General features: G+C 70.7%; 22 protein-coding genes. 5 read left to right on the top strand and 17 right to left on the bottom strand.

The genetic code is table 11. The features are described 5' to 3' along the window. Positions 1-62 precede the first annotated feature (62 nt). On the top strand, positions 63-1148 hold the full coding sequence (gene disA / locus ETU37_RS02860; RefSeq protein WP_129985371.1) for a DNA integrity scanning diadenylate cyclase DisA: 1086 nt from the start codon (positions 63-65) through the stop codon (positions 1146-1148). On the opposite strand, the gene ETU37_RS02865 is transcribed toward disA, so the two are convergent. Then, a complete protein-coding gene (locus ETU37_RS02865) occupies positions 1145-1936 on the bottom strand; it encodes a hypothetical protein (RefSeq protein ID WP_129985372.1) in 792 nt (263 codons plus the stop codon). The genes disA and ETU37_RS02865 overlap by 4 nt on opposite strands. A gap of 90 nt (positions 1937-2026) precedes the next feature. Here ETU37_RS02865 and ETU37_RS02870 point away from each other — a divergent pair, with 90 nt between their 5' ends. Further along, positions 2027-2911, top strand: coding sequence for an HhH-GPD family protein (locus ETU37_RS02870; protein ID WP_129985373.1), 885 nt, complete (start codon positions 2027-2029; stop codon positions 2909-2911). Here ETU37_RS02870 and ETU37_RS02875 read toward each other — a convergent pair. Further along, positions 2896-3489, bottom strand: coding sequence for a TetR/AcrR family transcriptional regulator (locus ETU37_RS02875; protein WP_129985374.1), 594 nt, complete (start codon positions 3487-3489; stop codon positions 2896-2898). The two genes, ETU37_RS02870 and ETU37_RS02875, sit on opposite strands and share 16 nt — an antisense overlap. Before the next feature lie 73 nt (positions 3490-3562). On the opposite strand from ETU37_RS02875, the gene ETU37_RS02880 reads away from it, so the two are divergent. Next, entirely contained in the window at positions 3563-3889 is a 327-nt protein-coding gene (locus tag ETU37_RS02880) for a DMT family transporter (protein ID WP_129985375.1), read from the top strand. Positions 3890-3960: 71 nt separating this feature from the next. On the opposite strand, the gene ETU37_RS02885 is transcribed toward ETU37_RS02880, so the two are convergent. The 12 genes from ETU37_RS02885 to ETU37_RS02940 form a co-directional block, all read right to left on the bottom strand. Next, positions 3961-6492, bottom strand: coding sequence for an ATP-dependent Clp protease ATP-binding subunit (locus ETU37_RS02885; RefSeq protein WP_129985376.1), 2532 nt, complete (start codon positions 6490-6492; stop codon positions 3961-3963). A gap of 258 nt (positions 6493-6750) precedes the next feature. Continuing rightward, positions 6751-7101 (bottom strand): histone-like nucleoid-structuring protein Lsr2, encoded by a 351-nt coding sequence (locus ETU37_RS02890; RefSeq protein ID WP_129985377.1) that lies wholly within the window; start codon positions 7099-7101, stop codon positions 6751-6753. A 115-nt stretch (positions 7102-7216) separates the two neighbouring features. Next, positions 7217-8674 carry a lysine--tRNA ligase gene (gene lysS, locus ETU37_RS02895; RefSeq protein WP_129985508.1) on the bottom strand — a complete coding sequence of 486 codons (1458 nt, stop codon included), beginning with the start codon at positions 8672-8674 and terminating at the stop codon, positions 7217-7219. A 38-nt stretch (positions 8675-8712) separates the two neighbouring features. Beyond that, a complete protein-coding gene (locus tag ETU37_RS02900; protein ID WP_129985378.1) occupies positions 8713-10269 on the bottom strand; it encodes a DUF2142 domain-containing protein in 1557 nt (518 codons plus the stop codon). A gap of 62 nt (positions 10270-10331) precedes the next feature. Next, complete coding sequence (locus ETU37_RS02905) at positions 10332-12689, bottom strand: rhamnan synthesis F family protein (RefSeq protein ID WP_129985379.1); 2358 nt, start codon at positions 12687-12689, stop codon at positions 10332-10334. A 200-nt stretch (positions 12690-12889) separates the two neighbouring features. Continuing rightward, positions 12890-13450, bottom strand: coding sequence for a hypothetical protein (locus ETU37_RS02910; RefSeq protein WP_129985380.1), 561 nt, complete (start codon positions 13448-13450; stop codon positions 12890-12892). A gap of 84 nt (positions 13451-13534) precedes the next feature. Continuing rightward, the gene (locus ETU37_RS02915; RefSeq protein WP_129985381.1) at positions 13535-14314 is read right to left on the bottom strand and encodes a type III pantothenate kinase; all 780 of its coding nucleotides are present in this window, start codon (positions 14312-14314) and stop codon (positions 13535-13537) included. Next, positions 14314-15225, bottom strand: a complete 912-nt coding sequence (nadC, locus tag ETU37_RS02920; RefSeq protein ID WP_240755507.1) for a carboxylating nicotinate-nucleotide diphosphorylase — start codon at positions 15223-15225, stop codon at positions 14314-14316. The genes ETU37_RS02915 and nadC overlap by 1 nt, the downstream gene beginning before the upstream one ends. Continuing rightward, positions 15222-16868 carry an L-aspartate oxidase gene (locus ETU37_RS02925; RefSeq protein ID WP_240755508.1) on the bottom strand — a complete coding sequence of 549 codons (1647 nt, stop codon included), beginning with the start codon at positions 16866-16868 and terminating at the stop codon, positions 15222-15224. The genes nadC and ETU37_RS02925 overlap by 4 nt, the downstream gene beginning before the upstream one ends. Positions 16869-16877: 9 nt before the next feature. After that, entirely contained in the window at positions 16878-17297 is a 420-nt protein-coding gene (gene panD / locus ETU37_RS02930; protein WP_129985383.1) for an aspartate 1-decarboxylase, read from the bottom strand. Continuing rightward, positions 17297-18163 (bottom strand): pantoate--beta-alanine ligase, encoded by an 867-nt coding sequence (gene panC, locus ETU37_RS02935; protein ID WP_129985384.1) that lies wholly within the window; start codon positions 18161-18163, stop codon positions 17297-17299. The genes panD and panC overlap by 1 nt, the downstream gene beginning before the upstream one ends. A 67-nt stretch (positions 18164-18230) precedes the next feature. Next, a complete protein-coding gene (locus tag ETU37_RS02940) occupies positions 18231-19109 on the bottom strand; it encodes a Rossmann-like and DUF2520 domain-containing protein (protein WP_240755510.1) in 879 nt (292 codons plus the stop codon). A 147-nt stretch (positions 19110-19256) separates the two neighbouring features. Between ETU37_RS02940 and ETU37_RS02945 the strand changes: the two genes are divergently transcribed. Next, positions 19257-20267, top strand: a complete 1011-nt coding sequence (locus ETU37_RS02945) for an SAM-dependent methyltransferase (protein WP_240755512.1) — start codon at positions 19257-19259, stop codon at positions 20265-20267. Here ETU37_RS02945 and ETU37_RS02950 read toward each other — a convergent pair. From ETU37_RS02950 to ETU37_RS02960, 3 genes are read right to left on the bottom strand one after another with little or no spacing between them, the layout of a single operon-like run. After that, a complete protein-coding gene (locus ETU37_RS02950; RefSeq protein WP_129985386.1) occupies positions 20257-21357 on the bottom strand; it encodes a calcium:cation antiporter in 1101 nt (366 codons plus the stop codon). The genes ETU37_RS02945 and ETU37_RS02950 overlap by 11 nt on opposite strands. Before the next feature lie 23 nt (positions 21358-21380). After that, positions 21381-22757 carry a PH domain-containing protein gene (locus ETU37_RS02955; RefSeq protein ID WP_129985387.1) on the bottom strand — a complete coding sequence of 459 codons (1377 nt, stop codon included), beginning with the start codon at positions 22755-22757 and terminating at the stop codon, positions 21381-21383. After that, entirely contained in the window at positions 22754-23257 is a 504-nt protein-coding gene (locus tag ETU37_RS02960; protein ID WP_129985388.1) for a PH domain-containing protein, read from the bottom strand. The genes ETU37_RS02955 and ETU37_RS02960 overlap by 4 nt, the downstream gene beginning before the upstream one ends. 29 nt (positions 23258-23286) lie before the next feature. On the opposite strand from ETU37_RS02960, the gene ETU37_RS02965 reads away from it, so the two are divergent. Next, a complete protein-coding gene (locus ETU37_RS02965) occupies positions 23287-23961 on the top strand; it encodes a sulfotransferase (protein ID WP_129985389.1) in 675 nt (224 codons plus the stop codon).

A 23961-nucleotide genomic window follows, 5' to 3' on the forward strand; every position in this document is an offset into this window, starting at 1 on the left:
CACGCCCCTAGACTGACCTCGCCGACCGGAGGGGCCGGCGAGGCGACAAGCTCTGGAGACACGTGGCAGGCACCGACCGGGCGGACGACAGCTTCCGCCTGCGCGCGACCCTCGCGAGCATCGCTCCCGGCACCGACCTGCGCGAGGGACTCGAGCGCGTCCTGCGGGGCCGCACCGGCGCGCTCATCGTGCTCGGCAGCGACAAGACGGTGGACTCGATCTCGACCGGCGGGTTCACGCTGGACGTCGCGTTCTCTCCCACCGGCCTGCGCGAGCTGGCCAAGATGGATGGCGCGCTCATCCTCGACCGCGACGCCAGCCGCATCATCAACGCCGCCGTGCACCTGATGCCCGACCCCGCGATCCCCTCCGTCGAGACCGGCACCCGGCACCGCACGGCCGACCGCGTCGCCCGGCAGACCGGCTTCCCGGTCATCTCGGTGTCGCAGTCCATGCAGATCATCGCGGTGTACGTCGGGGAGCTGCGCTACGTCCTGGAGGACTCCGGGCAGATCCTGTCGCGCGCCAACCAGGCGCTGGCCACGCTGGAGCGCTACAAGCTGCGGCTCGACGAGGTGTCGAGCACTTTGTCCGCGCTGGAGATCGAGGACCTCGTCACGGTGCGTGACGTCGCCGTGGTCGCGCAGCGGCTGGAGATGGTCACCCGCATCGCCCGCGAGATCGAGGACTACGTCCTGGAGCTCGGCACCGACGGCCGGCTGCTGTCACTGCAGCTCGACGAGCTGGTCACCGGCGTCGACACCGAGCGCGAGCTCGTCATCCGCGACTACCTCCCGCTCACCCGCCGCCGTCGCTCGGCGGCCGAGGTGCTGGCAGACCTCGAGTCGCTCAGCCCGGCCGACCTGGTCGACGTGGCCGCGGTGGCGCGGGCGATGGGTCTCGGGTCGAGCGAGCACCTCGACGGTGCCGTGACCCCGCGCGGCTACCGGCTGCTGGCCAAGGTGCCGCGCCTGCCCGGCGCGGTCGTCGACCGGCTGGTCGACCACTTCGGAAGCCTCCAGAAGCTGCTCTCCGCGAGCATCGACGACCTCCAGGCGGTCGACGGCGTGGGCGAGCTGCGGGCGCGCAGCGTGCGCGAGGGTCTGTCCCGGCTGGCCGAGTCGAGCATCCTCGAGCGCTACGTCTAGCGCTCCTGGCGTCCGCTCTCGGGCCGGTCGCTCTTCTTCTCGTCGGCCTTCTTGCCCTTGCCCTTGTCCTTCTCGGGCTTGGGCTTGGCCGTCACGGTCGGCGCCACCGGGGACCTGAGCTCGAACTGCACGTCGGTCGGCTCGGCGCCGTACGCCGCCGTGGCCACGTGGTAGAAACCCGGCTGCGCCCAGCCCCGCTGCGGCGTGCAGCCGGTGTCGGAGCGTCGGGCGGCCCAGCCCAGGTCGACCTTGGCCGGCACGTCCTTGCGCACCACGACGTCGGTCTGCGGCACGGCGTCCGGGCAGTCCTGGCTCGACCAGATCCGGTCGTTGCCGGAGGTGATCTTCACGACCAGCGTCTCCGGCGACACCGTCCACGTGCAGGCGGGGTTGCCGGTCGTGGTCAGCTTGAGCCGGACGTGCACGAGGCTGCCGGCGTACGCCGCCTCCTTCAGCTTGGGCTCGACCACGACCTCCTCGTTGCGGCACGGTCCGGTCGGGACGGCCAGCGGGGTCTTGGTCTTCTTCGGCTTCCGGCCCTTCGTGCCGCGCGGACCGGCCTGCTGCGACGGCCTGTCGTCGGCGGTGGCAGCCTGCCCCTGCGGGGACTGCGTGGGCGTCCGGTCGGCACCCACGACGCGGGCAGCCTCGTCGTCGGACGCGCCCGTCGAGCCGCCGAGGAGCTGCGCGATCCCGAACACGAGACCGAGCGCGACCGCCAGCACCAGCGTGCGGCGTACCCAGTACACGCGCGCAGGAAGGTGGCCTCGCGGCCTCATGGCGGACATGAGGAAAACGGTAGTCGGGCGGACCGTTCCGTCCCGGTATGCCACTCCGGGCGGGGGCGGATCCGCTGTCCTGGTTAGGTTGTGCGGGCCATGACCATCCGCACCGACCCTGCCGGCCTCACCTCGCGCGTCATCGCCTGGTACGACGAGCACCAGCGCGACCTGCCCTGGCGCGACCCGGCGGCATCCCCGTGGGCGGTCATGGTGAGCGAGTTCATGCTGCAGCAGACGCCGGTCGCCCGCGTCCTGCCGGTGTGGGCGCAGTGGCTCGACCGGTGGCCGACGCCGGCCGCACTGGCCGCGGAGCCGGCCGGCGAGGCCGTGCGCGCCTGGGGCCGTCTCGGCTACCCGCGTCGCGCGCTGCGGCTGCACGCCGCGGCGACCGAGATCGAGCGGGTGCACGACGGCGAGGTCCCCTCGACGTACGACGAGCTGCTCACGCTTCCCGGGGTCGGCGACTACACCGCGGCCGCGATCTCGGCGTTCGCGTTCGGAAGGCGCCAGGTCGTTCTCGACACCAACGTCCGCCGCGTGCTGGGTCGGGTGCGCGGTGGCGAGGAGTTCCCGGCCGCCTCGGTGACGCGGGCCGAGCGCGAGCGCGCCGCTGCCGTGCTGCCGGACGACGAGCCGACGGCGGCCACCTGGTCGGTAGCGGTGATGGAGCTCGGCGCGGTCGTCTGCACGGCCTCGTCACCGCGCTGCGCCGACTGCCCGGTGACCGACCTCTGCGCGTGGCGGGCCGCCGGCTACCCGGCGTACGACGGACCGCCGCGCCGCGGTCAGACCTACGACGGCACCGACCGGCAGTGCCGCGGCCGGATCCTCGCGCTCGCCCGCGACGCGCACGAGCCCGTGCACCGGTCGCGGATCGAGGCGGTGTGGCCGTCGGCCGAGCAGCGTGACCGCTGCCTCGCCTCGCTGGTGCACGACGGGCTGCTGGTCCGCGTCGGCACCGGCGCCTACGCGCTGCCCTGACCCGCCACCACCGCGACCGCGTCGGCGAGATCGCGCACCGCCTGCCGCTTCGTCGTGTCAGCCTCGCCGTCGCCCTCGCCGTCACCGAACGGCGAGTCGAGCAGGAAGCCGCTGAACGCGCTGTCCAGCAGCGTCGTCGCCCGGGCCGCCCTCCGCCGCGAGGCCCCCGACGCGACGAGGTGGTCGGCGACCGCGCTCATCCAGACGTCGTTGGCCGCGCCGACGACTCCGGCGTACGGCTCCCGTCCGAACAGCCCGAGCGCGGCCGCCTCGACGTACATCCGCTGGCAGCCGACCAGCTCCGGCCGAGTGACGGTCTGCCAGAGCTGCAGCACCGCTTCCCGCACGTCGCGGGCAGGCGGCAGGGCGCGGATCGCCGCCACCGAGCGGTCGTTGCTCACCCGCAGCACGGTCGCGACCAGGTCGTCCTTGTCGTCGAAGTGGTACAGCACCATCCGGTCGCTCGTGCCGATCGCGGCCGCGAGCGGGCGCAGCGACAGCCCGATCAACCCGTGCTGCAGCACGTAGTCGGTCGCTGCCTGCGCCAGCTCCTCGCGGCGGGACGTCTCGCGGGCCATGCGGAGAAGTGTAGCGAGTGCTACAGTGGAGTCTCTGTAGCGAGTGCTACAGATTCGATCTGGAGGTCTGGAGATGTGGAGCGCCTGGCTGCTGCTGCTTGCGGCGATCGGCGTCGAGGTGGCGAGCACGGCCTCGCTGCCGCGCACGCACGGCTTCCGCGACCCGTGGTGGACGTTGCTCGTGCTGGTGGGGTACGCCCTGTCGATCTGGCTGCTGGCACTGGTCATCAAGCACCTGTCGGTGTCGGTGGCCTACGCCGTGTGGTCGGGCCTCGGGACGGCGGGGATCGCCCTCATCGGGGTGCTGTTCCTCGGTGAGCGGCTCGACCTGGCCAAGGCCGCGGCCCTGGCGATGATCATCGTCGGCGTCGTCGTGCTGAATCTGCAGGGCGCGCACTGAGCCGAGACCGGCACAGACGCCGCGAGGGCGCCCCCTGACGGGGACGCCCTCGCGTTGTCTCGTGCTTCGGGTCAGCCGGCGTCGGCGGTGCCGGTCGTGCCGGTCTCGCCCGTGGCGGCCTCCTCGAGCGGCGGCAGGTCGGGCAGCTCGCTCTTCGGGTTGCCCTTGAACGTGAACGTCGCCTCGGGGCCTTCGCCCTCGACGTCGACGAGCACGATCTGGCCGGCACCGACTTCGCCGTACAGCATCTTCTCGGCGAGCGTGTCCTCGATCTCGCGCTGGACCGTGCGGCGCAGGGGCCGCGCGCCGAGGACCGGGTCGAAGCCCCGCTTGGCGAGCAGGTCCTTGGCGGCCTGGGTCAGCTCGATCGACATGTCGCGGTCGCGGAGCCGCAGCTCCACGCCGGCGATCATGTTGTCGACCATCGAGACGATCTGCTCCTGCGACAGCGGCGGGAAGACCACGATCTCGTCGACACGGTTGAGGAACTCCGGGCGGAAGTGCTGCTTGAGCTCCTCCGACACCTTCGCCTTCATCCGCTCGTAGGAGCCCGCGGCGTCGCCGGTCTGGCTGAAGCCCAGGTTGACGCCCTTGCTGATGTCCCGGGTGCCCAGGTTGGTCGTCATGATGATGACGGTGTTCTTGAAGTCGACGACGCGACCCTGCGAGTCGGTCAGGCGACCCTCCTCCAGGATCTGGAGGAGCGAGTTGAAGATGTCCGGGTGGGCCTTCTCCACCTCGTCGAACAGCACCACGGAGAACGGCTTGCGGCGCACCTTCTCGGTGAGCTGGCCGCCCTCCTCGTAGCCGACGTAGCCGGGAGGCGAGCCGAACAGCCGCGAGACGGTGTGCTTCTCGCTGAACTCCGACATGTCGAGCTGGATCAGGGCGTCCTCGTCGCCGAAGAGGAACTCGGCGAGCGTCTTGGACAGCCAGGTCTTACCGACACCGGACGGTCCGGCGAAGATGAACGAGCCACCAGGACGCTTGGGGTCCTTCAGACCCGCGCGGGTACGGCGGATCGCCCGGGAGAGCGCCTTGACGGCCTCCTCCTGGCCGATGACGCGCTTGTGGAGCTCGTCCTCCATCTTGAGCAGCCGGGTCGACTCCTCCTCGGAGAGCTTGACGATCGGGATGCCCGTCGCGACGGCCAGGACCTCGGCGATGAGCTCCTCGTCGACCTCCGCGACGACGTCCATGTCGCCGGCCTTCCACTGCTTCTCGCGCTCGCCCTTGGCGACGATGAGCTTCTTCTCCTCGTCACGGAGCGACGCGGCCAGCTCGAAGTCCTGGCTGTCGATCGCGCTCTCCTTGCGGCGACGAACGTCGGCGATCTTGTCGTCGAACTCCCGCAGGTCCGGCGGCGCGGTCATCCGGCGGATGCGCAGCCGCGAGCCCGCCTCGTCGATCAGGTCGATCGCCTTGTCGGGCAGGAACCGGTCGGAGACGTAGCGGTCGGCCAGCGTCGCCGCCGAGACCAGCGCCTCGTCGGTGATCGTGACCCGGTGGTGCGCCTCGTAACGGTCGCGCAGGCCCTTGAGGATCTCGATCGTGTGGGCGATCGACGGCTCCTGTACCTGGATCGGCTGGAAGCGGCGCTCGAGCGCGGCGTCCTTCTCGAGGTGCTTGCGGTACTCGTCGAGCGTGGTCGCACCGATCGTCTGCAGCTCGCCGCGAGCCAGCATCGGCTTGAGGATCGAGGCCGCGTCGATCGCGCCCTCGGCCGCGCCGGCGCCGACCAGCGTGTGCAGCTCGTCGATGAACAGCACGATGTCGCCGCGGGTCTTGATCTCCTTCAGCACCTTCTTGAGGCGCTCCTCGAAGTCACCGCGGTAGCGGGAGCCCGCCACCAGGGAGCCGAGGTCGAGGGAGTAGATCTGCTTGTCCTTGAGCGTCTCCGGGACGTCGCCCCGGACGATCGCCTGGGCGAGGCCCTCGACGCAGGCGGTCTTGCCGACGCCGGGCTCGCCGATGAGGACCGGGTTGTTCTTGGTGCGGCGCGACAGCACCTGCATGACGCGCTCGATCTCCTTCTCGCGCCCGATGACCGGGTCGAGCTTTCCTTCGCGCGCGGCCTGCGTGTAGTTGCGGCCGAACTGGTCGAGGACCAGCGACGACGACGGCGCACCCTCCTGCGGGGCGCCCGCGGTCGCGGTCTCCTTGCCCTGGAAGCCGGAGAGCAGCTGGATGACCTGCTGGCGGACCCGGTTGAGGTCGGCGCCGAGCTTGACCAGCACCTGGGCGGCGACGCCCTCGCCCTCGCGGATCAGGCCGAGCAGGATGTGCTCGGTGCCGATGTAGTTGTGGCCGAGCTGCAGCGCCTCGCGCAGGGACAGCTCGAGCACCTTCTTGGCGCGCGGGGTGAACGGGATGTGTCCGCTCGGGGCCTGCTGGCCCTGGCCGATGATCTCCTCGACCTGCGCGCGGACGGCCTCGAGCGAGATGTCGAGGCTCTCGAGCGCCTTGGCGGCGACACCCTCACCCTCGTGGATCAGGCCGAGCAGGATGTGCTCGGTGCCGATGTAGTTGTGGCTGAGCATCCGGGCTTCTTCCTGCGCCAGGACGACCACCCTGCGGGCCCGGTCTGTGAACCGCTCGAACATTCGCATCGCTCCTTGCCATCACCCCGGGGGTGCTTCCGGGGCCGTGTCACGTGCCCGTGTGCCTGCTTGCAGTCTGTCGCACGTCCACGGGGTCAGTCTGAGGTGTGCGCACGAATGGCGCACACCCTGTCCAACCCCTGTTCCCACCCTACGTGTTCCGACACATGCCGGGTAACGGCTTCGCCCTCAGCGAACAGGGGGTTCCCGGACTAGTCAGACGGGGGCAAGGAGCGGCCCGGAAGGAGCTGTGCCGGCGGCTCAGTGAGCGGCGTCGTAGGCCTCGCGGACCTCGGCGGCCACCCGGCCTCGCTCGGGGACCTCCCAGCCGTTGTCGCGGGCCCAGGCGCGGATCTCGGCGGGGGTGGCCCCGCCGGCGCCGGCTGCGCCGTTGGCGCGCGCCGCCTGTGCGGCACCCTGGCCGCGCCTGCGCCGCCCGCCGGTGCGCCTCCCGTGCCCGACGTACAGGGCAAGGGCGTCGCGCAGGGCGGCGGCGTGCTTGTCGTTGAGGTCGATCTCGTAGTCGACCCCGTCGAGCCCGAACGTCACGGTCTCGTCGGCGTCACTGCCGTCGAGGTCGTCGACCAGTACCACGTTGACCCGCTGCGCCATTTCTCGAGCCTTTCCCATATTTCGGTCGAAAGTCCGGTCGTCTCCCGATGCCGAGGACATTAGCGCAGCATTTAATTCGAGAAATGCTGAATCCACATTTCCCGAATTGCCCGGTCTATTCCGGTCGGAGCAACGGGAACAGGATCGTCTCGCGGATCGAGGCGCCGGTGAGCAGCATGATCAGCCGGTCGACGCCGATGCCGATGCCGCCTGCGGGCGGCATGCCGAACTCCATCGCGCGCAGGAAGGTCTCGTCGAGCTCCATCGCCTCGGGGTCGCCCTGCGCCGCCATCATCGACTGCTGGACGAGCCGCTCACGCTGGATCACCGGGTCGTTGAGCTCGGAGTACGCCGCGCCCAGCTCGACACCGTTGATGATCAAGTCCCACGCCTCGTTCAGGCCAGGCACCGAGCGGTGCGGCTTGGCGAGCGGCTTGACCTTCTCGGGATAGTCCATGACGAACGTCGGCTGGATGAGCGAGTCCTCGACGAGCTGCTCGAACAGCTCGACCACGATCTCGGGCGCCTCCCAGCCGTCCTGGAGCTCCACGTCGTGCTTGGCGGCGAGCTCGCGCAGGGTCGCCTCGTCGGTGTCGACGTCGACGGTCGTGCCGGTCGCCTCCGACACCAGCTCGAGGATCGGCGCCTCGCGCCACTCGCCGTGCAGGTCGATGACGGTGCCGTCCCGGCCGACGACCTCCGGCGAGCCGAGGGCCCGGTGCGCGCCGCGCACCATCGCCTTGGCCAGCTCGATCATCGTGTGCTGGTCGCCGTACGCCTCGTAGGCCTCGAGCATCGAGAACTCCGCCGCGTGCGTGGAGTCGATGCCCTCGTTGCGGAAGGTGCGGCCGATCTCGTAGACCCGGTCGACGCCGCCGATCATCGCCCGCTTGAGATCCAGCTCGAGCGCGATGCGCAGCAGCATCTCCTGGTCGAGCGCGTTGAGGTGCGTGCGGAACGGGCGCGCGGCCGCTCCGCCGTTGGTGAGCTGGAGGATCGGCGTCTCGACCTCGACGTACTCGCGGGTGTCGAGCGTCGCACGCAGCGACTTCAGCACCGTCGCCTTGGCGCGGACCATCTCCCGCGGCTCCGGCCGCAGCATCATGTCGACGTACCGCAGCCGCACCCGCGCCTCGTCCGACAGCGGCCGGTGCTCGTTGGGCAGCGGCCGCAGCGTCTTGGCCGCGACCCGCCACGTCTTCGCCTGGATCGACAGCTCACCACGACGGCTGGTGACCACCTCACCGCGCACCGCCAGCAGGTCCCCCAGGTCGACGAGCGCCTTGAAGTCGGCCAGCGCGTCCTCGCCGACGTCCGCGAGCGACAGCATCACCTGCAGCTCCGTGCCGTCGCCCTCCCGCAGCCGGACGAAGCAGAGCTTGCCGGTGTTGCGGAGGAACATCACCCGCCCCGCCACCGCGACCTCGTCACCGGTGTGGGCGTCGGGCTCGAGCCCCGCGTCGTCGTACTTCGCACGGATCTCGGCGAGCGCGTGGGTGCGGTCGACGGCAACCGGGTAGGCGCCGGGGCCCGACTCGATCAGGCGTGACCGCTTGTCCCGGCGCACGCGCATCTGCTCGGGCAGGTCGTCGCTTTCCGGCTCCTGCGTGCTCACGTGGTCACGACCTCACGTCGGCCGGTCTCCTCGATCTCGTGCTCCATCTCGCGCTCGATCTCGTCCACGATCGCCGAGCCGAGCAGCCCGGAAGGTCGCAGGAAGTACCACGCCAGGATCGCGAACGCGAGCGATCCGGCCACCCACGTTGCGGTGGCCGAGATCGGCAGGTCCCACCACCACTCACGACCTCGATCGAGGTTGATCCCACCGACGTCGAGCCCGGTGACGTACCGGCGGATCTGGGTATGGAGCGCCAACGACTGCGCCAGACCAAGTGCTGCCGTCGCCAGAACTGCCTGGAAGCGCGTGAAGGGACTGGCCACCACACGGCGGGAGAGCATCGAGACTCCTGTGAGGATCACGAGGAGCGGCAGAAGGTACCGGGGCTGGAAGCCCGTCCCGACCTTTGCGCCGGAAAGCCCCAACATGACGAGGGGGTAGAGAATCATTGCGACACCGACGCCGGACACCGCGAAGACCTTGGCGGGGAACATCTCCCGCCACGATCCGAACACGTAGACCGCCCACGCGGTCGTGGCACTGAAACCGACGAGCGCAGGGAACGGTGTGTCGAGCCATCCGGCGCTCGCCATGAACCCGAAACCCAGGCTGCCGGCCCACAGGACAGGAAGCTGCTGAAGGTTGGCCACGGCAATCTGATGCCACGGGAGGACCTTCTTGGGCTCGATTCCGAATCCGCCAGAGACGACGACCGTGGCCTGCCCCGACGTGAGGAAGAACCAGGCGGAAATGGCCAGACCTGCCGCGGCCACGACGACCAGCGTCTTGTTCGCCAGCAGCTCCTTCCAGCGCATGAGAAGGACGAGGCCAATGCCTCCGATCGTGAACAAGGCAGCATCGCCGCGTGAACCTGATGCCATCAGGACCCCGACGACGAACAGCGCGAGCAGCGCGACGCGTCGTCGTCCCCGCACCTCGAAAGCCGCATAGAGAGCGGGCCACACGACCGCTGACCCAGCAATCGCCCACGAGCTCGGGTTGGTCGAGGCGAAGAGCGTCATGCCCAGCGGGACCGAGGTGATCAGGATGGGGACCGCGCCCAGCGGCTTCAAACGACGGGGCAGCGCAGCGATCAAGGAGCCGATCACGACGGTCAGCAGCACGCCGTTGAAGACTCGCATCAGCAGGGTCGAGCTGTAGAGATCGCCCGTGATCAACAGGTGCATGGTCGCGTAGAACAGCGGGGGGTAGGAGTCGGTGTTCCAGTTGCCGACCCCCGTCGCCTTCCCGGGCAGCATGTCATCCGAGAGCCCCTCCTGACAGCCGGCACTAATGTCGGAGTCCTGCGAGAAGCACGGTGCGGCTGGGACCTCGGCCGGCGGACGGCGCAGCGACGGCTCGCCGGGGACGGTGGGGCACGAACCGTCGCCGAAGCACCAGATGGACGCCATGTGGTAGTTGTCGTCCGGCGCGGAGCCCGGCGCGGATGCCAGGGCCCAGCTGATCAGGGTCAGCGCCCCCGCGACCACCATGATCCAGGCATGCGGACGCAAGCGCGCTCTCTTCGTACGTGTCCGCTCGTTCTGCACCCCGCGAGCCTAGTCGTTGCGCCCCGGCCGACAGGAACGGGGCCAGAGCGGGCCGAAGCCTGCTACGCGCTCACCGGGGGCAGGCTGACGTCGCCCTCCCGCACGAGGCGGACGAGACGGGCGGCGTTGTCGGTGTCGCCGAACGCCTCGACGTCGTATCCGCTGCGTCCGCCCTGATCCGGGGTCTCGAGCAGACCAGGGTCGGCGTCGACGCTGTCGAGGAACGCCGTCAACGTGTCCACCATGAGAGTTCGCGGGCCGGCGAGCGCGGTGGCGGGGGGCAGCAGGAAGGACTCGCGGCTCGCGGGGAGGTTGAGGAGAACCACTCGCCGACGCAGGAGCGTCGCCTCCAAGGCGGCGTCGGCACCGTCGGTGACCACGACGTCGGCGGCGCGGAGCAGCGGCTCGACGAGGGGGTGCTCATGCCGGTCGAACGCGAGGGCGCCGAGCGGTTCGAGGACCTGGCTGAGCCGCCGGTGCCGGTCCCCGGGCCGGTCCTGGTAGCCGAGGACATAGTCGTGTTGCTCGCACCAGGAAACGAGTCTTGCGAGCTCCTCGGAAGAGGGTCCGCGATCCCCCACCAGGCGCCTCCCTGCGGCGTGCGGCAGGAACAGCATGAGGCGCCGGGCCCCGGCTGCGTCGCGCACACGTGTCTCCTCGGCCCGCAGGTCGGGAGGGAGGTCGTCGAGCTCGCGCAGCAGCAGGTCGTGACGCGGTGCGCCGGACACGACCAGTCGCGACTGGTCGACGACGCCCGCGAACGCGGCCGCCGCCAGTGCGTCGTGGTGCGACGAGGCGACCACGAGCGTGAGACGTGCGGCGTCCTCGGCGGTCGTGGTGTCCTTGTCCGCCACCACCCTCGCCGGCTGCTCGAGGCGCGCGGCGGCGCTCACGAGGACGAAGCGGTGTCGACGCGGGGAGATGGGGAACGGGACGCTGACGCGGGGTGTCTGCGCGAGGAAGAAGGTCCGTGACCGGAACGCCGCGTCCTGCCCCTCGGCACTGCGCAGGGGAACGACCTGAACGTTCTCGCCGTCGAGGTCGACGCGCGCCTCACGACTGAGGATCACTTTGCGGACCGCCGGGTCGTGCCGCACCTGCTCGAAGACGGCCCGCTGGTCGCTCGACAGGTGCCCCGTCGTCACGTCGACCGGGAACGCCCACCAGTGGTCGTACATGGGGGCCAGCCGGTCCTGCTCCGCCACGTGCCACCAGCTGAGCGGGCGGTGGTTCACCAGCTCGCCGCTGTCGCCGACTGTCAGCGAGAAGCTGCGTCGCAATCGGTCGTCGGGCGAGACCCGCGCAAGGTTGCGCTCGAGCACCTCCAGGTGCGCGTCAGGCACCTCTGCGGAGATCCGGTCCTTCCACCTGGCCAGGTCTGGGACGTCGCGGCTGTTCTCCGACAGGAAGTTTCTCTTCAGGAGAGGGAACCCCATCGCAAGCAGGTCGAAGTACTGCTCGGTGTACAGCGGGTGAAACGGATAGAGGTCGGGGATGAAGGTGTCGACCTCGAAGCCTCGGCACATCAGGTACCGGCTCAGCCCGATCTCGTACTTGTAGATGACAAGGTGCTTGTCCGATTGCCGGGTGACCGCGTCGAGCCTTCGACGGAACCCACGGTCGCGGTGGACCCGAGCCCGGAACGCCAAGAAGTACGAGCTGACGTGCAGGTGGTCCATGTCGTCCATGGTCCGCTCGCCGATCATCGTTGCCTTCGCATCGGCGAGCGGCAGCGGCTCGCCCCCGTTGGAGTGCCGGACGAAGTCGTGCCGCGTCGCCTGGAGACCCCACCAGTCGCACGTCCGGCGGTCCATCTCCGCGAAGACGCCGTCGAGCGGACGGATCAGGAAGCCGCTGTCGTTCACCAGGACCAGCTCGTCGTACCCGTCGATGACGTCCCAGCCCACCAGGTCGCGCGCCAGCATCGAGTAGGACCCGAAGTCGTAGGCGCCGTGGCTCTTCGCCCAGGCGCCCTTCGTGACGTGCGCCAACTTGTCGAGCTCGCCCGGCTTCAGATATCCGTCGGCGAGGTAGTAGACGTCGGCGAACCGACTCAGTTCCGTGACGTAGGCGACCACGTAGTCGTCGACGACGCCATGCGGGTCGTAGCCTGCGAACAGGCAGATCCGTCTCGGTTCCTGTTCGGGGACGAACGAGACCGGGTTTGTGGCCACCTCGACGGGCGGCAGCGGTTCGTGACCGAGGCGGCGTCCGACCAGCGCGTAGTGGAGCAACGGGTCGACGTCGTCGGCCGCGGGGTCCAGGTACTCCGTCCAGTACCACCACACGTCGAACTCGCGACTGGGGTTGCGCAACCTTCGCCAACCCTCGTCGACGAAGTGCTCAAGGGCGTCGAGCCGCTGCTTCGCGACCTCGCGGTTGGCTTTGGTGTAGGCACGTGCCTGGAACAGTCCGCTCATCCGGAGGACCGCCAGCTCGCACCGGCGCTGTACGTCCTCGGTGACGGTCGGTGTCGTTTCCTCGTCGGCAACCTCGACGGGCGACAAACCACGTCGCAGGGCCCGACGCAGCACCTGGGCCGGTCGACCCTCGGGGTCCGTGCGCGCAGCAGACCAGCGTTCCACGAGGTCCAGCCACGCCGTGCCGAACTGCTCCGGTGTCAAGAGTGGAGCTTCTTCCTCTTGTGCTTCACCGGCGGCGCATCACCGCTCTCGAGGGCATGAACGAGCGGGTTGACACTGGCGCCCTCGAGGTCACTGTGGCTTCGCAGGTACCGGCGAAGGACGAAGTTGGGGGATGGGTCGCGGTCCTCGCGGTAACCGTTGCGCAGGAAGTGGAGGGCAGGCTCGATGCCCGCCTCGGCGACGTCGAGATTCTTGCGCAGGTACCAGCCCGGCCAGAAGTAGAGGGACTGGCGCAGAAGGCTGACCTGGGTCCACTCGGTCGACGACGGAAGCTTCCGGTCGGTGAGCCGAGCGCGGCGCCCCTTGAGGCGCTGCCGGGTGTGTCGGACCAGCGCATCGGACAGGGCCTTCGCCAAGATGTCCGCCTCGCGGTCGGCCTTGGCACGACCGCGCCGCAGCTTCGCGACCTTCTCCGCCTCCGCCTCGAGGTCCTCGCGCGCCTTGGCCAGCTCCAGACGGGTCAGCCGGAGCTCCTCGAGCACCTCGGCATGCACCGTCTGCGGCACGCTGCCGCCGACGTCCTCACTGCCTGCCACGGACAACGACGCCCCCTCTTCTGCTTCGGACGACCGACGACGCTAACACGACGGACTTCTCGTGCTCGCTTCGCTCCCCGGCTCTCAGACGGCCACGTTCCGGCCGAACACGATCTCCAGGCCCAGTAGCGTCAACCAGGGCTGGTGGTCGGTGACCGATGTGCACTCTTCGACCACGATCGGCGCCAGCCCACCGGTGGCGATCACGTGCGCCTGGCCGGGCTCCAGCCCGAGCTCCGCGAGCATCCGGGCGACCAGGCCGTCGACCTGGCTTGCGAAGCCGTAGACGATGCCGGACTGGAGCGCCTCGACGGTGTTCTTGGCGATGACCGTGCGCGGGCGCATCAGCTCGACCTTGCGCAGCTGTGCGCCACGGCGGCCGAGCGCCTCCAGCGAGATGTCGATGCCGGGCGAGATCGCGCCGCCGACGTACTGGCCCTTGGCGCTGACGACGTCGAACGTGGTGGCGGTGCCGAAGTCGACGACGATCGTCGGACCCTCGTACAGCTGTGCGGCGGCGAGGGCGTTGACGATCCGGTCGGACCCGACCTCGCGCGGGTTGTCCATCAGCACCGGGACGCCGGTTTTCACGCCCGGTTCCACGACGACGTGCGGGACGTCGCCGTGGAAGGTGCGCAGCATCTCGCGCCACTCGTGGAGCACCCCGGGGACGGTCGCGCAGACGGCGACTCCGGTGTGCGTGCTCGGGACCGTCGAGTCGGTTAGGAGGGCCTTGAGGAGGATCCCCCACTCGTCGGCGGTACGGCGTTCGTCGGTGGCCACCCGCCAGTGGTCGTGGACGACGCCGTCCTCGACCAGCCCGATCGTCGTGTGGCTGTTGCCGATGTCGGCGCAGAGCAGCATCAGGTGGTCCCGACCGGGCGGAGGTCCATCGCGATGTCGAGGACGGGGGCGCTGTGGGTGAGGGCGCCGACCGCGAGGTAGTCCACACCCGTCTCAGCCACCTCGCGCGCGCGGGAGAGGTCCAGGGCGCCCGATGCCTCGAGCCGGGCGCGCCCGGCCGTGATCTCGACCGCCTCGGCCATCGACGTGGCGTCCATGTTGTCCAGCAGGATCTGGTCGCACCCGGCGTCGAGCAGCTCGTGCAGCTGGTCGAGCGTGGTGACCTCGACCTGGACCGGCACGTCCGGGAACCGCTCGCGCACCGCCCGGTAGGCCGGCACGACACCACCCGCGGCGAGCACGTGGTTGTCCTTGACCAGTGCCTGGTCGCTGAGGGTGGCGCGGTGGTTGACGCCGCCGCCGCAGCGCACCGCGTACTTCTCCAGCGCGCGGAAGCCGGGTGTCGTCTTGCGCGTGTCCCGTACCCGCGCACCGGTGCCGTCGAGAGCCGCGACCCAGCGCGCGGTGGTCGTGGCGACTCCGGAGAGGTGGCACAGGAAGTTCAGGGCGGTGCGCTCGGCCGTGAGCAGGTCTGCGGTGCGGCCGGTCACGGTGAGCAGGACGTCGCCGCGACCGACCTCGTGACCGTCCTTGAGGGGCCGCTCGACGTCGGCGTCCGTGCCGGCGACCGCCCGCACGACGAGCTCGGCGACGTCGAGACCCGCGACCACGCCACCTGCGCGAGCGACGAGGTCAGCCGTCGAAACGTCGGTCGGGTCGAGCGTGGCCTCGCTCGTGACGTCGACGCCCGGCACGTCCTCCTCGAGTGCTCGGACGACGGCGGCGTACACGGTCGCGGGTTCGAGCCCGGCGGCCTCGAGCTGTCCGATCAGCGCCGGCGGAAGCTCGGCGTACGGCGTGCAGGTGATCACGTGCTGGCTCCATGCTGGCTGGTGTCGTAGGTGAGGGCGCCATCGAGCAGACGGACGTCGATGTGTCGCAACCACTGCTGGTCGTCGCGGTCCGGGAAGTCCTCGCGCCAGTGAGAGCCGCGGGTCTCCTCGCGCATCCGCGCGGCGCCGAGCAGGGCCGACGCGACCGTGGCGAGGTTGGAGGTCTCCCAGGCGTCGACCCCCGGACGGTCGCCGGAACGCTGGCTGAGGTCGCCCAGCTCCTTGTCGCCGAGGTCGAGGCCGTCGCGGGACCGCAGCACGCCGGCGCGCTCGGTCATGACGTCCTGCAGCTCGCGTCGTACGGCGCCGTCCACGAGACCGGGGGTGCGCGTGTCGGCGACCGGCTCTCGTCGCGCCGGGAGGTCCTCGCGCAGCCGCTGCGCGATGCGGCGGGAGAACACGAGCCCCTCGAGCAGCGAGTTGGACGCGAGCCGGTTGGCGCCGTGCACGCCGGAGCAGGCGACCTCGCCGCAGGCGAACAGGCCGGGAATGCTCGACTGCCCGTGCAGGTCGGTCGCGACGCCGCCTGAGGCGTAGTGGCAGGCCGGCGCGACCGGGATCAGCGACCGCACCGGGTCGATGCCGTGGCTCCGGCAGGTCGCGAGGATCGTCGGGAACCGGACCTCCCACTTCTCCTTGCCGAAGTGCCTCGCGTCCAGCCACACGTGCGACCGGCCGGTCTCGCGCATGCGGCGCATGATCGCTTTGGCGACGACGTCGCGAGGCGCGAGGTCGGCCAGCTCGTGCTGGCCCTGCATGAACCGACGCCCCTGGTCGTCCACGAGGAACGCTCCCTCGCCACGCACGGCCTCGGAGATCAGTGGCTGCTGTCCCGTGGACCCGGAGCCCAGCCACATGACGGTCGGGTGGAACTGCACGAACTCGAGGTCGCGCAGAACCGCGCCTGCCCGCAGCGCGAGCGCCATCCCGTCTCCGGTCGAGACCGAGGGGTTGGTGGTGGCGGAGTAGACCTGCCCGAGCCCACCGGACGCGAGGACCACCGCGCGGCAGTGCACCGCACCGACGCCGTCGCGCTGGCCTTCGCCCATGACGTGCAGCGTCACGCCGGCGATGCCTCCGTCGGCCCCGGGGATCAGGTCGATGACGAGAGCGTGCTCGATCACCTCGATCTCGGGCGCGGCGTGCACAGCCTCCACGAGAGCGCGCTGGATCTCGGCGCCGGTGGCGTCGCCACCGGCGTGCGCGATGCGGTCTCGGTGGTGGCCGCCCTCGCGCGTCAGCGAGAGCTCGCCCGCCGCGTCCTGGTCGAACCGGGTGCCGAGGTCGATCAGCTCTCGTACGGCGTCCGGCCCCTCGGTGACCAGCACCCGGACGGACTCCTCGTCGCAGAGTCCGGCGCCGGCGACCAAGGTGTCTGCGAGGTGCTGCCCCGGGGTGTCACCGGGGCCGAGCGCGGCGGCGATGCCGCCCTGGGCCCATCGGGTCGAGCCCGCCGAAAGGATGTCCTTGGTGACGACCATGACGGAGCCGAGCTGCTCGCGCGCCTGCAGCGCGGTCGTGAGTCCCGCGATGCCGGAGCCGATGACGACGACGTCGGCGTACGTCGTCCAGCCGGCGCCGGGCGCGGCGAGCCGCGCAGGCAGCCCCGGAGAGGTCGTCACGCCTGGAATCTAGCGGTGCGCGACGAGGTCGCCCCGCACGAGCCCTGACCCCGGGACGGCCTCTGCCGGGTCGGCACCGGTCGCGACCACCTTGTTGGCGGCGTCCACGAACACCACGTGCGGCTTGAACGCGCGCGCCTCGGACGTCTCCATCTGGCCGTAGCCGATCAGGATGACCAGGTCACCCGGCTGCACGAGCCGAGCGGCGGCACCGTTGATGCCGATGACACCAGAACCGCGCTCACCGGCGATCGTGTAGGTCTCGAGCCGAGCGCCGTTCGTGATGTCGACGATGTGCACCAGCTCGCCCGCGAGCAGGTCGGCGGCGTCGAGGAGGTCCTCGTCGACAGTCACCGAGCCCACGTAGTGCAGGTCCGCCTGGGTGACCGTGGCGCGGTGGATCTTGCTCTTCATCATCGTGCGCAGCATCAGCGGGCTCCCAGCTGGAGGGGCAGGTTGTCGATGAGCCGGGTGGTCCCGACCCGTGCGGCGATGAGCGCGCGGCCCTCGCCCCGCTCGGGGGCCGGACCGAGGTCCGGACCCGTCACCACGAGGTAGTCGAGGTCGACGCCCTGGGCCGCCCGCAGCACCGCGCGTGCGGCGGCGAGGGCATGGTCGGGGCCCTGGTCGGCGTTCTCAGCGGCCGCGCGCAAGGCGGACGAGAGGGTCAACGCAGCGATGCGCTGCTCCCTGTCGAGGTAGGTGTTGCGCGAGGACATCGCCAGGCCACCGTCCTCGCGGACGGTCGGCGCGCCGACGACCTCGACGCCCATGCAGAGGTCGGCGGCCATGCGGCGTACCAGCACGAGCTGCTGGTAGTCCTTCTGGCCGAAGACGGCCACGTCGGGGCGGACGAGGCCGAACAGCTTGGCCACGACCGTGAGGACGCCCCGGAAGTGACCCGGGCGCACCCGACCCTCCAGGACGGCCGCGACGGGCCCCGGCTCGACGGTGACCTGCGGCTCGCCGCCGGGGTACACCTCCTCCACGGACGGCGCGAACACCACGTCGACGCCGTGCTCCGCGCAGAGGGCGAGGTCCGCGTCGAACGTCCTGGGGTAGCGGTCGAGGTCCTCACCCGGTGCGAACTGCATCGGGTTGACGAAGATCGAGACCACGACGCGGCCGGAGTCCTCGACCCGACGCCTGGCCTCGTCCATGAGCGAGGCATGGCCGTCGTGGAGCGCGCCCATCGTCGGGACCAGGCCGACCTTGGCTCCCTCGGCACGGTCCGCGACGAGCTCGTGCAGCTGGTGGCGGGTACGGGCGACGACGGGCGTGTCGCCCTTGCTCATGCGGGGTCCCCGCGGAAGCGCGACCGGAGTGAGCAACGCGAGCGCAGGGAGCGCTTTCGTGGGGTGTTCATGCCTCGACCTCGACGAGGGCGTCGTTGAGGATGCCGACGAGCTTGGCGGCGCGGATCGGCAGCAGGCGGCCGTCGACGACGGCCTGGTTGGCCGTGGCGCGAGCCATCGCGACGTAGGACTCGAGCGTGGCGGGCCGGTTGGCGGCGATGTCCCGCAGGTGCGCGCGGACAGTCTCGACGTCCCCGCGGACGATCGGGCCGGTCAGTGCGGCGCTGCCGTACTCCAGCGCGTTGTCGAGGGCGGCAGTCAGCAGGGGACGAAGCGTCGCGGCCGGGTCGTCGGCGCCGGAGGCACGCAGGAGGTCCATCGCCTGGGCCACGAGCGTGACGAGGTGGTTGGCGCCGTGCGCAAGGCCGGCGTGGTACAGCGCGCGACGGTCCTCCTCGACGCGCACGACCCGCCCGCGCAGATCGGTGACGAGCCGGACGGCGAGGTGCTCGGTCTCGGGCTCGGCCGTCACGCCGTACACGCAGCCGTCGAGGCGGGTCAGGTCGAGATCGGTGCCGGTGAACGTCATGGCGGGGTGCATGGCCAGCACGTGCGCACCGACATCGGCGGCCGGCTGGAGGACGGACAGGCCGTGCTTGCCGGACGTGTGCACGACGTACTGGCCCTCGCGGATCGCCCCGCTGGCCGCCAGCATCGTCACGACGTTGCTCAGCATGTCGTCGGGGACGGTGAGCAGGAGGAGGTCGCAGGCCCGGCTGACGGCGGTCGGCTTGGCGACGCGGACGCCGGGCAGCAGGGTGTCGATGCGGGTGCGGGACGCGTGCGACTCGCCGGCCACCGCCACGATCTCGTGTCCGGCCTCGCGGAGCGCCGCGGCCAGGACGGCGCCGACCCGGCCGGCGCCCACAACCCCGATACGGGTCATCGCTCTCATCGCCTTTCCGTTCCAGTCCCCGTACGGGGTACCGGACGTCCTGCAGATGCAACGTCGAGCGTAGGTGGTGCATTTCGGGCTGGTAACCCCGCCGGCTCGTGTCGTCGGTCACAGCGGCGTGCCTCGTAGCCTGGACGCGTGTCCAGCCCTACCTCGCTCGGTATCCCGGCGGTGCCGCCACCGACCTCCGACCCGCCCTGGAAGGCGGCGTGGGACGACGCGCTGTACGGCGCTGCCGGCTTCTTCCGCCGCGAGTCGCCGTCCGCCCACTTCCGGACGTCCGTGCACGCCTCCCCGCTGTTCGCCCGCGCGCTCGTGCGGCTCGTCCGCGAGGCCGGCCTGGACACGCTCGTCGACATCGGCGCCGGCCGCGGCGAGCTGCTCCGCGCGGCGCACGCGATCGACCCGGACCTCGACCTGCTCGCGGTGGAGGTCGCGGCCCGCCCGGACGACCTGCCCGACGGGATCACCTGGACGACCGCCCTGCCCGAGTCCGTCGAGGGCGTGGTCGTCGCCAACGAGTGGCTCGACAACATCCCCTGCCACGTGGTCGAGATGGCGCCCGACGGAGTCGCTCGGATGGTGCATGTGGACGCGCGCACCGGGACCGAGTCCCTCGGTCACCCGCTGACCCACAGCTCGGTGCCGTCGTCGATCTCTGCGTGGGTCGACCGGTGGTGGCCGCTCGACCCCGCCGAGCCGGGCACACGCGCGGAGGTCGGCAGCAGCCGCGACACTGCGTGGGCCGACGTCGTACGGCGGGTGACGCGAGGGATCGCCGTCACCGTTGACTACGGGCACATGCTCGAGTCACGACCGCCGTTCGGGTCCTTGCGGTCGTACCGCGACGGCGGCGAGGTCGACGTGCTTCCCGACGGCTCGCGCGACGTGACGGCGCCGGTGGCGCTCGACGCCGTGGCGGAGCGGGTGGCGGGGACAGTCCTGACGCAGCGCGCGGCTCTGGCCCGTCTGGGAGTCGTCGGGGCGAGACCTCCCTTGGAAACAGCGGCGTCGGACCCGCAGGGCTACCTTCGCGCGCTCTCGTCCGCGACGGAGGCCGGGGAGCTCACGGCGGACGGCGGGCTCGGAGACCTCCTGTGGGTCGTGTCCGTGGTGGGCGAGGTGCCCACGACCTCGCTCACGGGTTGATCGACAGGAACACGAACGCCGCGAACAGCGTGAGGTGCACGAAGCCTTCGAGGCGAGTCGCCCGCCCCGGAATGATCGTCAGCATGCTCACGACCGTCGTGAGCAGCAGCAGGATCATCTGGGTCGAGCCCAGCCCGAGGATCAGCGGCCCGTCGAGGAAGATCGAGACCACCGCGATCGCCGGCACGGTGAGGCCGATGCTCGCCATCGCCGACCCGTACGCGAGGTTGAGGCTGGTCTGCATCAGGTTGCGCCGAGCCGCGCGCACCGACGCGAGCGTCTCGGGCAGGAGCACCAGCAGGGCGATCACCACCCCGACGAAGGACGGCGGGAATCCCGCCGCGGCGACCCCTGCCTCGATCGCCGGCGACTCGACCTTCGCCAGGCCGACGACGGCGACCAGCGCCAGGAGCAGCAGCCCGAGGCTGAGCACCGCCTCACGGCCGGTCGGGGGGTCGGCGTGCTCGTCCTCGTCGAGGACACCGTCACCGTCGTCGGTCACCGGGAGGAAGAAGTCACGGTGCCGGACGGTCTGGGTGAGGACGTACATGCCCCAGAGGGCGAGGGACGCGATCGCGGCGAAGGCGAGCTGCGGGCCGGAGAACTGCGGGCCTTCGGAGGCCGTCGTGAAGTTCGGGAGCACGAGGCTGAGCGTGGCGATCGAGATGACGCACGCCACCGCCGAGCCCGCGCCCTCGGCGTTGAACCTCGGCACGCCCACCATGCGTCCGGCCGCGATCAGCGAGATGCCGACGATGCCGTTCATCGTGATCATCACTGCCGCGAAGACGGTGTCGCGGGCCAGCGTTGCCGTCTTGTCGCCACCGGAGAGCATCAGCGTGACGATCAGCGCGACCTCGATGATCGTGACGGCGACAGCGAGGACCAGAGAGCCGAAGGGTTCGCCGACCTTGTGCGCGATCACCTCGGCGTGGTGCACCGCGGCCAGGACCGCCCCGGCCAGCGCAACCGCAACGAGGAGGACCAGGGCTGCGCCGAGGCCTCGTCCCCAGGTCAGGGCCAGGAGGAGGACACCCACGAGGGGTGCGACCGCGGGCCAAGGGAAGGTGGGACGCACGCCGGCCGTCATGCTGCCTACCCTTGCAAATCGACTCAAAGACGCGACAATCGCGCGGCCTTGGCGTTCCTCTCCTCGGCCTCCCAGAGCTTCCGAGCCTCGGCCGCGCCCCGGTGACGAGCCCGCACGTGCACCGGGCCGGGTGGGCTGTCGATGTGCACGTCGGCGAGACCGAGCCGGCGCTGCAGCGGCCCCTGGCTGAGCCGGACCGACTGCACCCGCGCGTGGCGGACCGCGTGCGTCGAGCGCGTGAACCAGCCCTGCCGCGAGACGATGAGGTCGTCTCCCATCCCCACGCCCATGAAGCGGCGGCCGAACGGGTCCAGCCACGTCGCGCTCGTGGGCGGCAGGTCGAGCTCGATCCCGGCCACGTCGACGTCGACGTCGACGTCGACGTCATGACCGCGCAGCAGGTGGGACGCGAGCGCGTGGACGGCCGCGAGGTCGGCCACCGGCATGACCGTGGTCGCCGAGGGGCCGCCGTCGGTCTCGGACGTACCGCCGGCGCCGGCCACGGAGACGTCGAGCTTCGCCCAGCCGAAGGGGCGCCACAGCGCGGGCTCGCTGATCACGATGCCCTGGACACGCGCGAGCGTGATGGTCTGCGTGTTCCGGTCGAACAGGCCGCGGCGCACCTGGAGGCCGACCCGGGTCTGGCTGACCGTGAAGCCGTAGTAGCCCGAGAAGCGGCGCAGCACGACCAGGCCGAAGCCGATCAGCACGGGAAGGCCGGGTGCGACGACGAGCCCACCCACGAAGACGGCCGAGAGAGTGAACACGAGCACTGCCAGCAGCAGGGCGATCGTCTCTGGCGACAGCAGGATGCTCAGCAGGAGGGTGCGCAGGTCGAGCACCGCGATGTCGTGGTCGGGCGCCACCCACGAGGGTGATCCTTCTGGCGAGGCGTCCTCGACCGACGACGGTTGCACCGAACGCCGCACGGCGTCGCGGCGGTCGAGCAGGACCTGGCGGACTCGCTGCGCCTCGGCGAGCGGGAGGAACGCGAGAGAACCCTCCTTGTCGCCGCCGGCGACGTCCATCTTGAGCTCCGCGAGGCCGAAGAGCCGTGCCACGAAGGGTTGGACGATGTCGATGCCCTGGAGCCGGTCGATCCGGATCCGGCGCGACTGGTGGTAGACGACGCCGGTGTCGATGCGCAGTTCTCGGTCGTCGATCCAGTAGCGGGTGCGCAGCCACGACGCCCACCCGTAGACCGCTCCGGCGAGCAGCACGGTGAGCAGGATCACGCCGAGGACGCCGAGGTTGCCCGTGCGCAGGTCGTCCCAGGTGGTCGCGGCGACGGCGACGAGGAAGATCGAACCGCGGACCAGGGGGGTCAGCGGCGACAGCCGGTGGAACGGCTTGTCCGGCGGCGGCTCACGCGACGGCGGTGGAGGAAAGTCCTCGGTCACAGGCCGGCCGCCTGCGCCTCACCGGCGGCCGTCAACCTGTCACGCAGCCGCGCGGCCTCCTCCGCGCGCAGTCCGGGGATGTGGGCGGACGTGCCGGGCGCCGCGGTGTGGAGCTGGATCCGAGCCAGGCCGTAGGCCCGCTCGACCGGCCCCGCCTGCACGTCGACGTACTGCATCCGGCCGTAGGGCACCACGACCAGCCTCCGGAACAGGGCACCTCGAGTGACGTAGAGCTCGTCCTCGAGCTCGGCGTACCCCCAGCGCCGCGCGTTGCGGCCGATCATCCACCAGGTGAAGCCGGCGAGGCCGAGGACGACGGCGGCCGTGACCGGCCAGAGCCACACGGGGAGGTCGAGGACGACCTCCAGTCCGATCAGGAGCAGGGCCAGCACGCCGAGCGTGCTCAGCAGCACCGTGCGGCGCATCCGCACGAGAGCCGGCGAGACGCGTTGCCACGCGGCCTCCGGAGGCGCGAAGAGGCTGTCGTCCGACCCGCTCATGAGGCGAGACTACGTGCAAGGATGACGCGGTGAACGCACCGCCGGACCCGCCCGACGACGGACCTCGGCACCTCTTCATCGTCACGTACGGCCGCTCGGGCTCGACCCTGCTCCTGGGTGTCCTGAACTCCATCCCCGGCTACCTGATCCGTGGCGAGAACGACGGCGCCGCGTACTTCCTCCACCAGTTCCACGCAGCGGCGACTCACCGCAAGCGTCGGCTCCGCAAGCGCTTCGAGCTGCCCCTGGACACGACCAACCCGCACTTCGGCCTCGACGACTTCCCCGGCAAGGTCTCGCTGCGGATCCTGCGTCGCCTCGTCACCGAGACCCTTCTCCGGCCCGAGCCCGACACGCGAGTGACCGGGTTCAAGGAGATCCGGTGGTACCAGGAGGACGTCCCGGCGTACGTCGAGTTCCTCCGGCAGCTCTTCCCGGACGCGCGGTTCGTGATCAACACGCGCGACCACGAGGCCGTGCTCAACAGCGGATGGTGGCCGGAGAAACCGAGAGACGGCCGGCTGGAGCGCATGGAGTCGGCGATCCTCGACGTCGCGGACTCGCTGGGCGACGCGGCCTACCGGGTGCACTTCGACGACTACACTGCCGACCCAACTGCTCTCCGGGGTCTCTTCGAGTGGCTCGGTGAGCAGTTCGACGAGACCCGGGTGCGCGGAGTCCTCGGCGTCCGTCATTCTGTTTGA

The organism is Nocardioides iriomotensis, from assembly GCF_004168035.1.
Lineage (GTDB): Bacteria > Actinomycetota > Actinomycetes > Propionibacteriales > Nocardioidaceae > Nocardioides_B > Nocardioides_B iriomotensis.

Excerpts from the sequence above, each read along its gene's own strand:
- panD (WP_129985383.1), bottom strand. The coding sequence starts at position 17,297 with ATGCTGCGCACGATGATGAAGAGCAAGATCCACCGCGCCACGGTCACC.
- lysS (WP_129985508.1), bottom strand. The coding sequence starts at position 8,674 with ATGCGCGTGCGCCGGGACAAGCGGTCACGCCTGATCGAGTCGGGCCCC.
- ETU37_RS02915 (WP_129985381.1), bottom strand. The coding sequence starts at position 14,314 with ATGCTGCTCTGCGCCGACATCGGCAACAGCCACACGACGATCGGGCTG.
- ETU37_RS02960 (WP_129985388.1), bottom strand. The coding sequence starts at position 23,257 with ATGAGCGGGTCGGACGACAGCCTCTTCGCGCCTCCGGAGGCCGCGTGG.
- ETU37_RS02890 (WP_129985377.1), bottom strand. The coding sequence starts at position 7,101 with ATGGCGCAGCGGGTCAACGTGGTACTGGTCGACGACCTCGACGGCAGT.
- ETU37_RS02950 (WP_129985386.1), bottom strand. The coding sequence starts at position 21,357 with ATGACGGCCGGCGTGCGTCCCACCTTCCCTTGGCCCGCGGTCGCACCC.
- ETU37_RS02875 (WP_129985374.1), bottom strand. The coding sequence starts at position 3,489 with ATGGCCCGCGAGACGTCCCGCCGCGAGGAGCTGGCGCAGGCAGCGACC.
- ETU37_RS02880 (WP_129985375.1), top strand. The coding sequence starts at position 3,563 with ATGTGGAGCGCCTGGCTGCTGCTGCTTGCGGCGATCGGCGTCGAGGTG.
- ETU37_RS02905 (WP_129985379.1), bottom strand. The coding sequence starts at position 12,689 with ATGAGCGGACTGTTCCAGGCACGTGCCTACACCAAAGCCAACCGCGAG.
- panC (WP_129985384.1), bottom strand. The coding sequence starts at position 18,163 with ATGAGCAAGGGCGACACGCCCGTCGTCGCCCGTACCCGCCACCAGCTG.
- ETU37_RS02870 (WP_129985373.1), top strand. The coding sequence starts at position 2,027 with ATGACCATCCGCACCGACCCTGCCGGCCTCACCTCGCGCGTCATCGCC.
- ETU37_RS02865 (WP_129985372.1), bottom strand. The coding sequence starts at position 1,936 with ATGTCCGCCATGAGGCCGCGAGGCCACCTTCCTGCGCGCGTGTACTGG.
- ETU37_RS02885 (WP_129985376.1), bottom strand. The coding sequence starts at position 6,492 with ATGTTCGAGCGGTTCACAGACCGGGCCCGCAGGGTGGTCGTCCTGGCG.
- ETU37_RS02940 (WP_240755510.1), bottom strand. The coding sequence starts at position 19,109 with ATGACCCGTATCGGGGTTGTGGGCGCCGGCCGGGTCGGCGCCGTCCTG.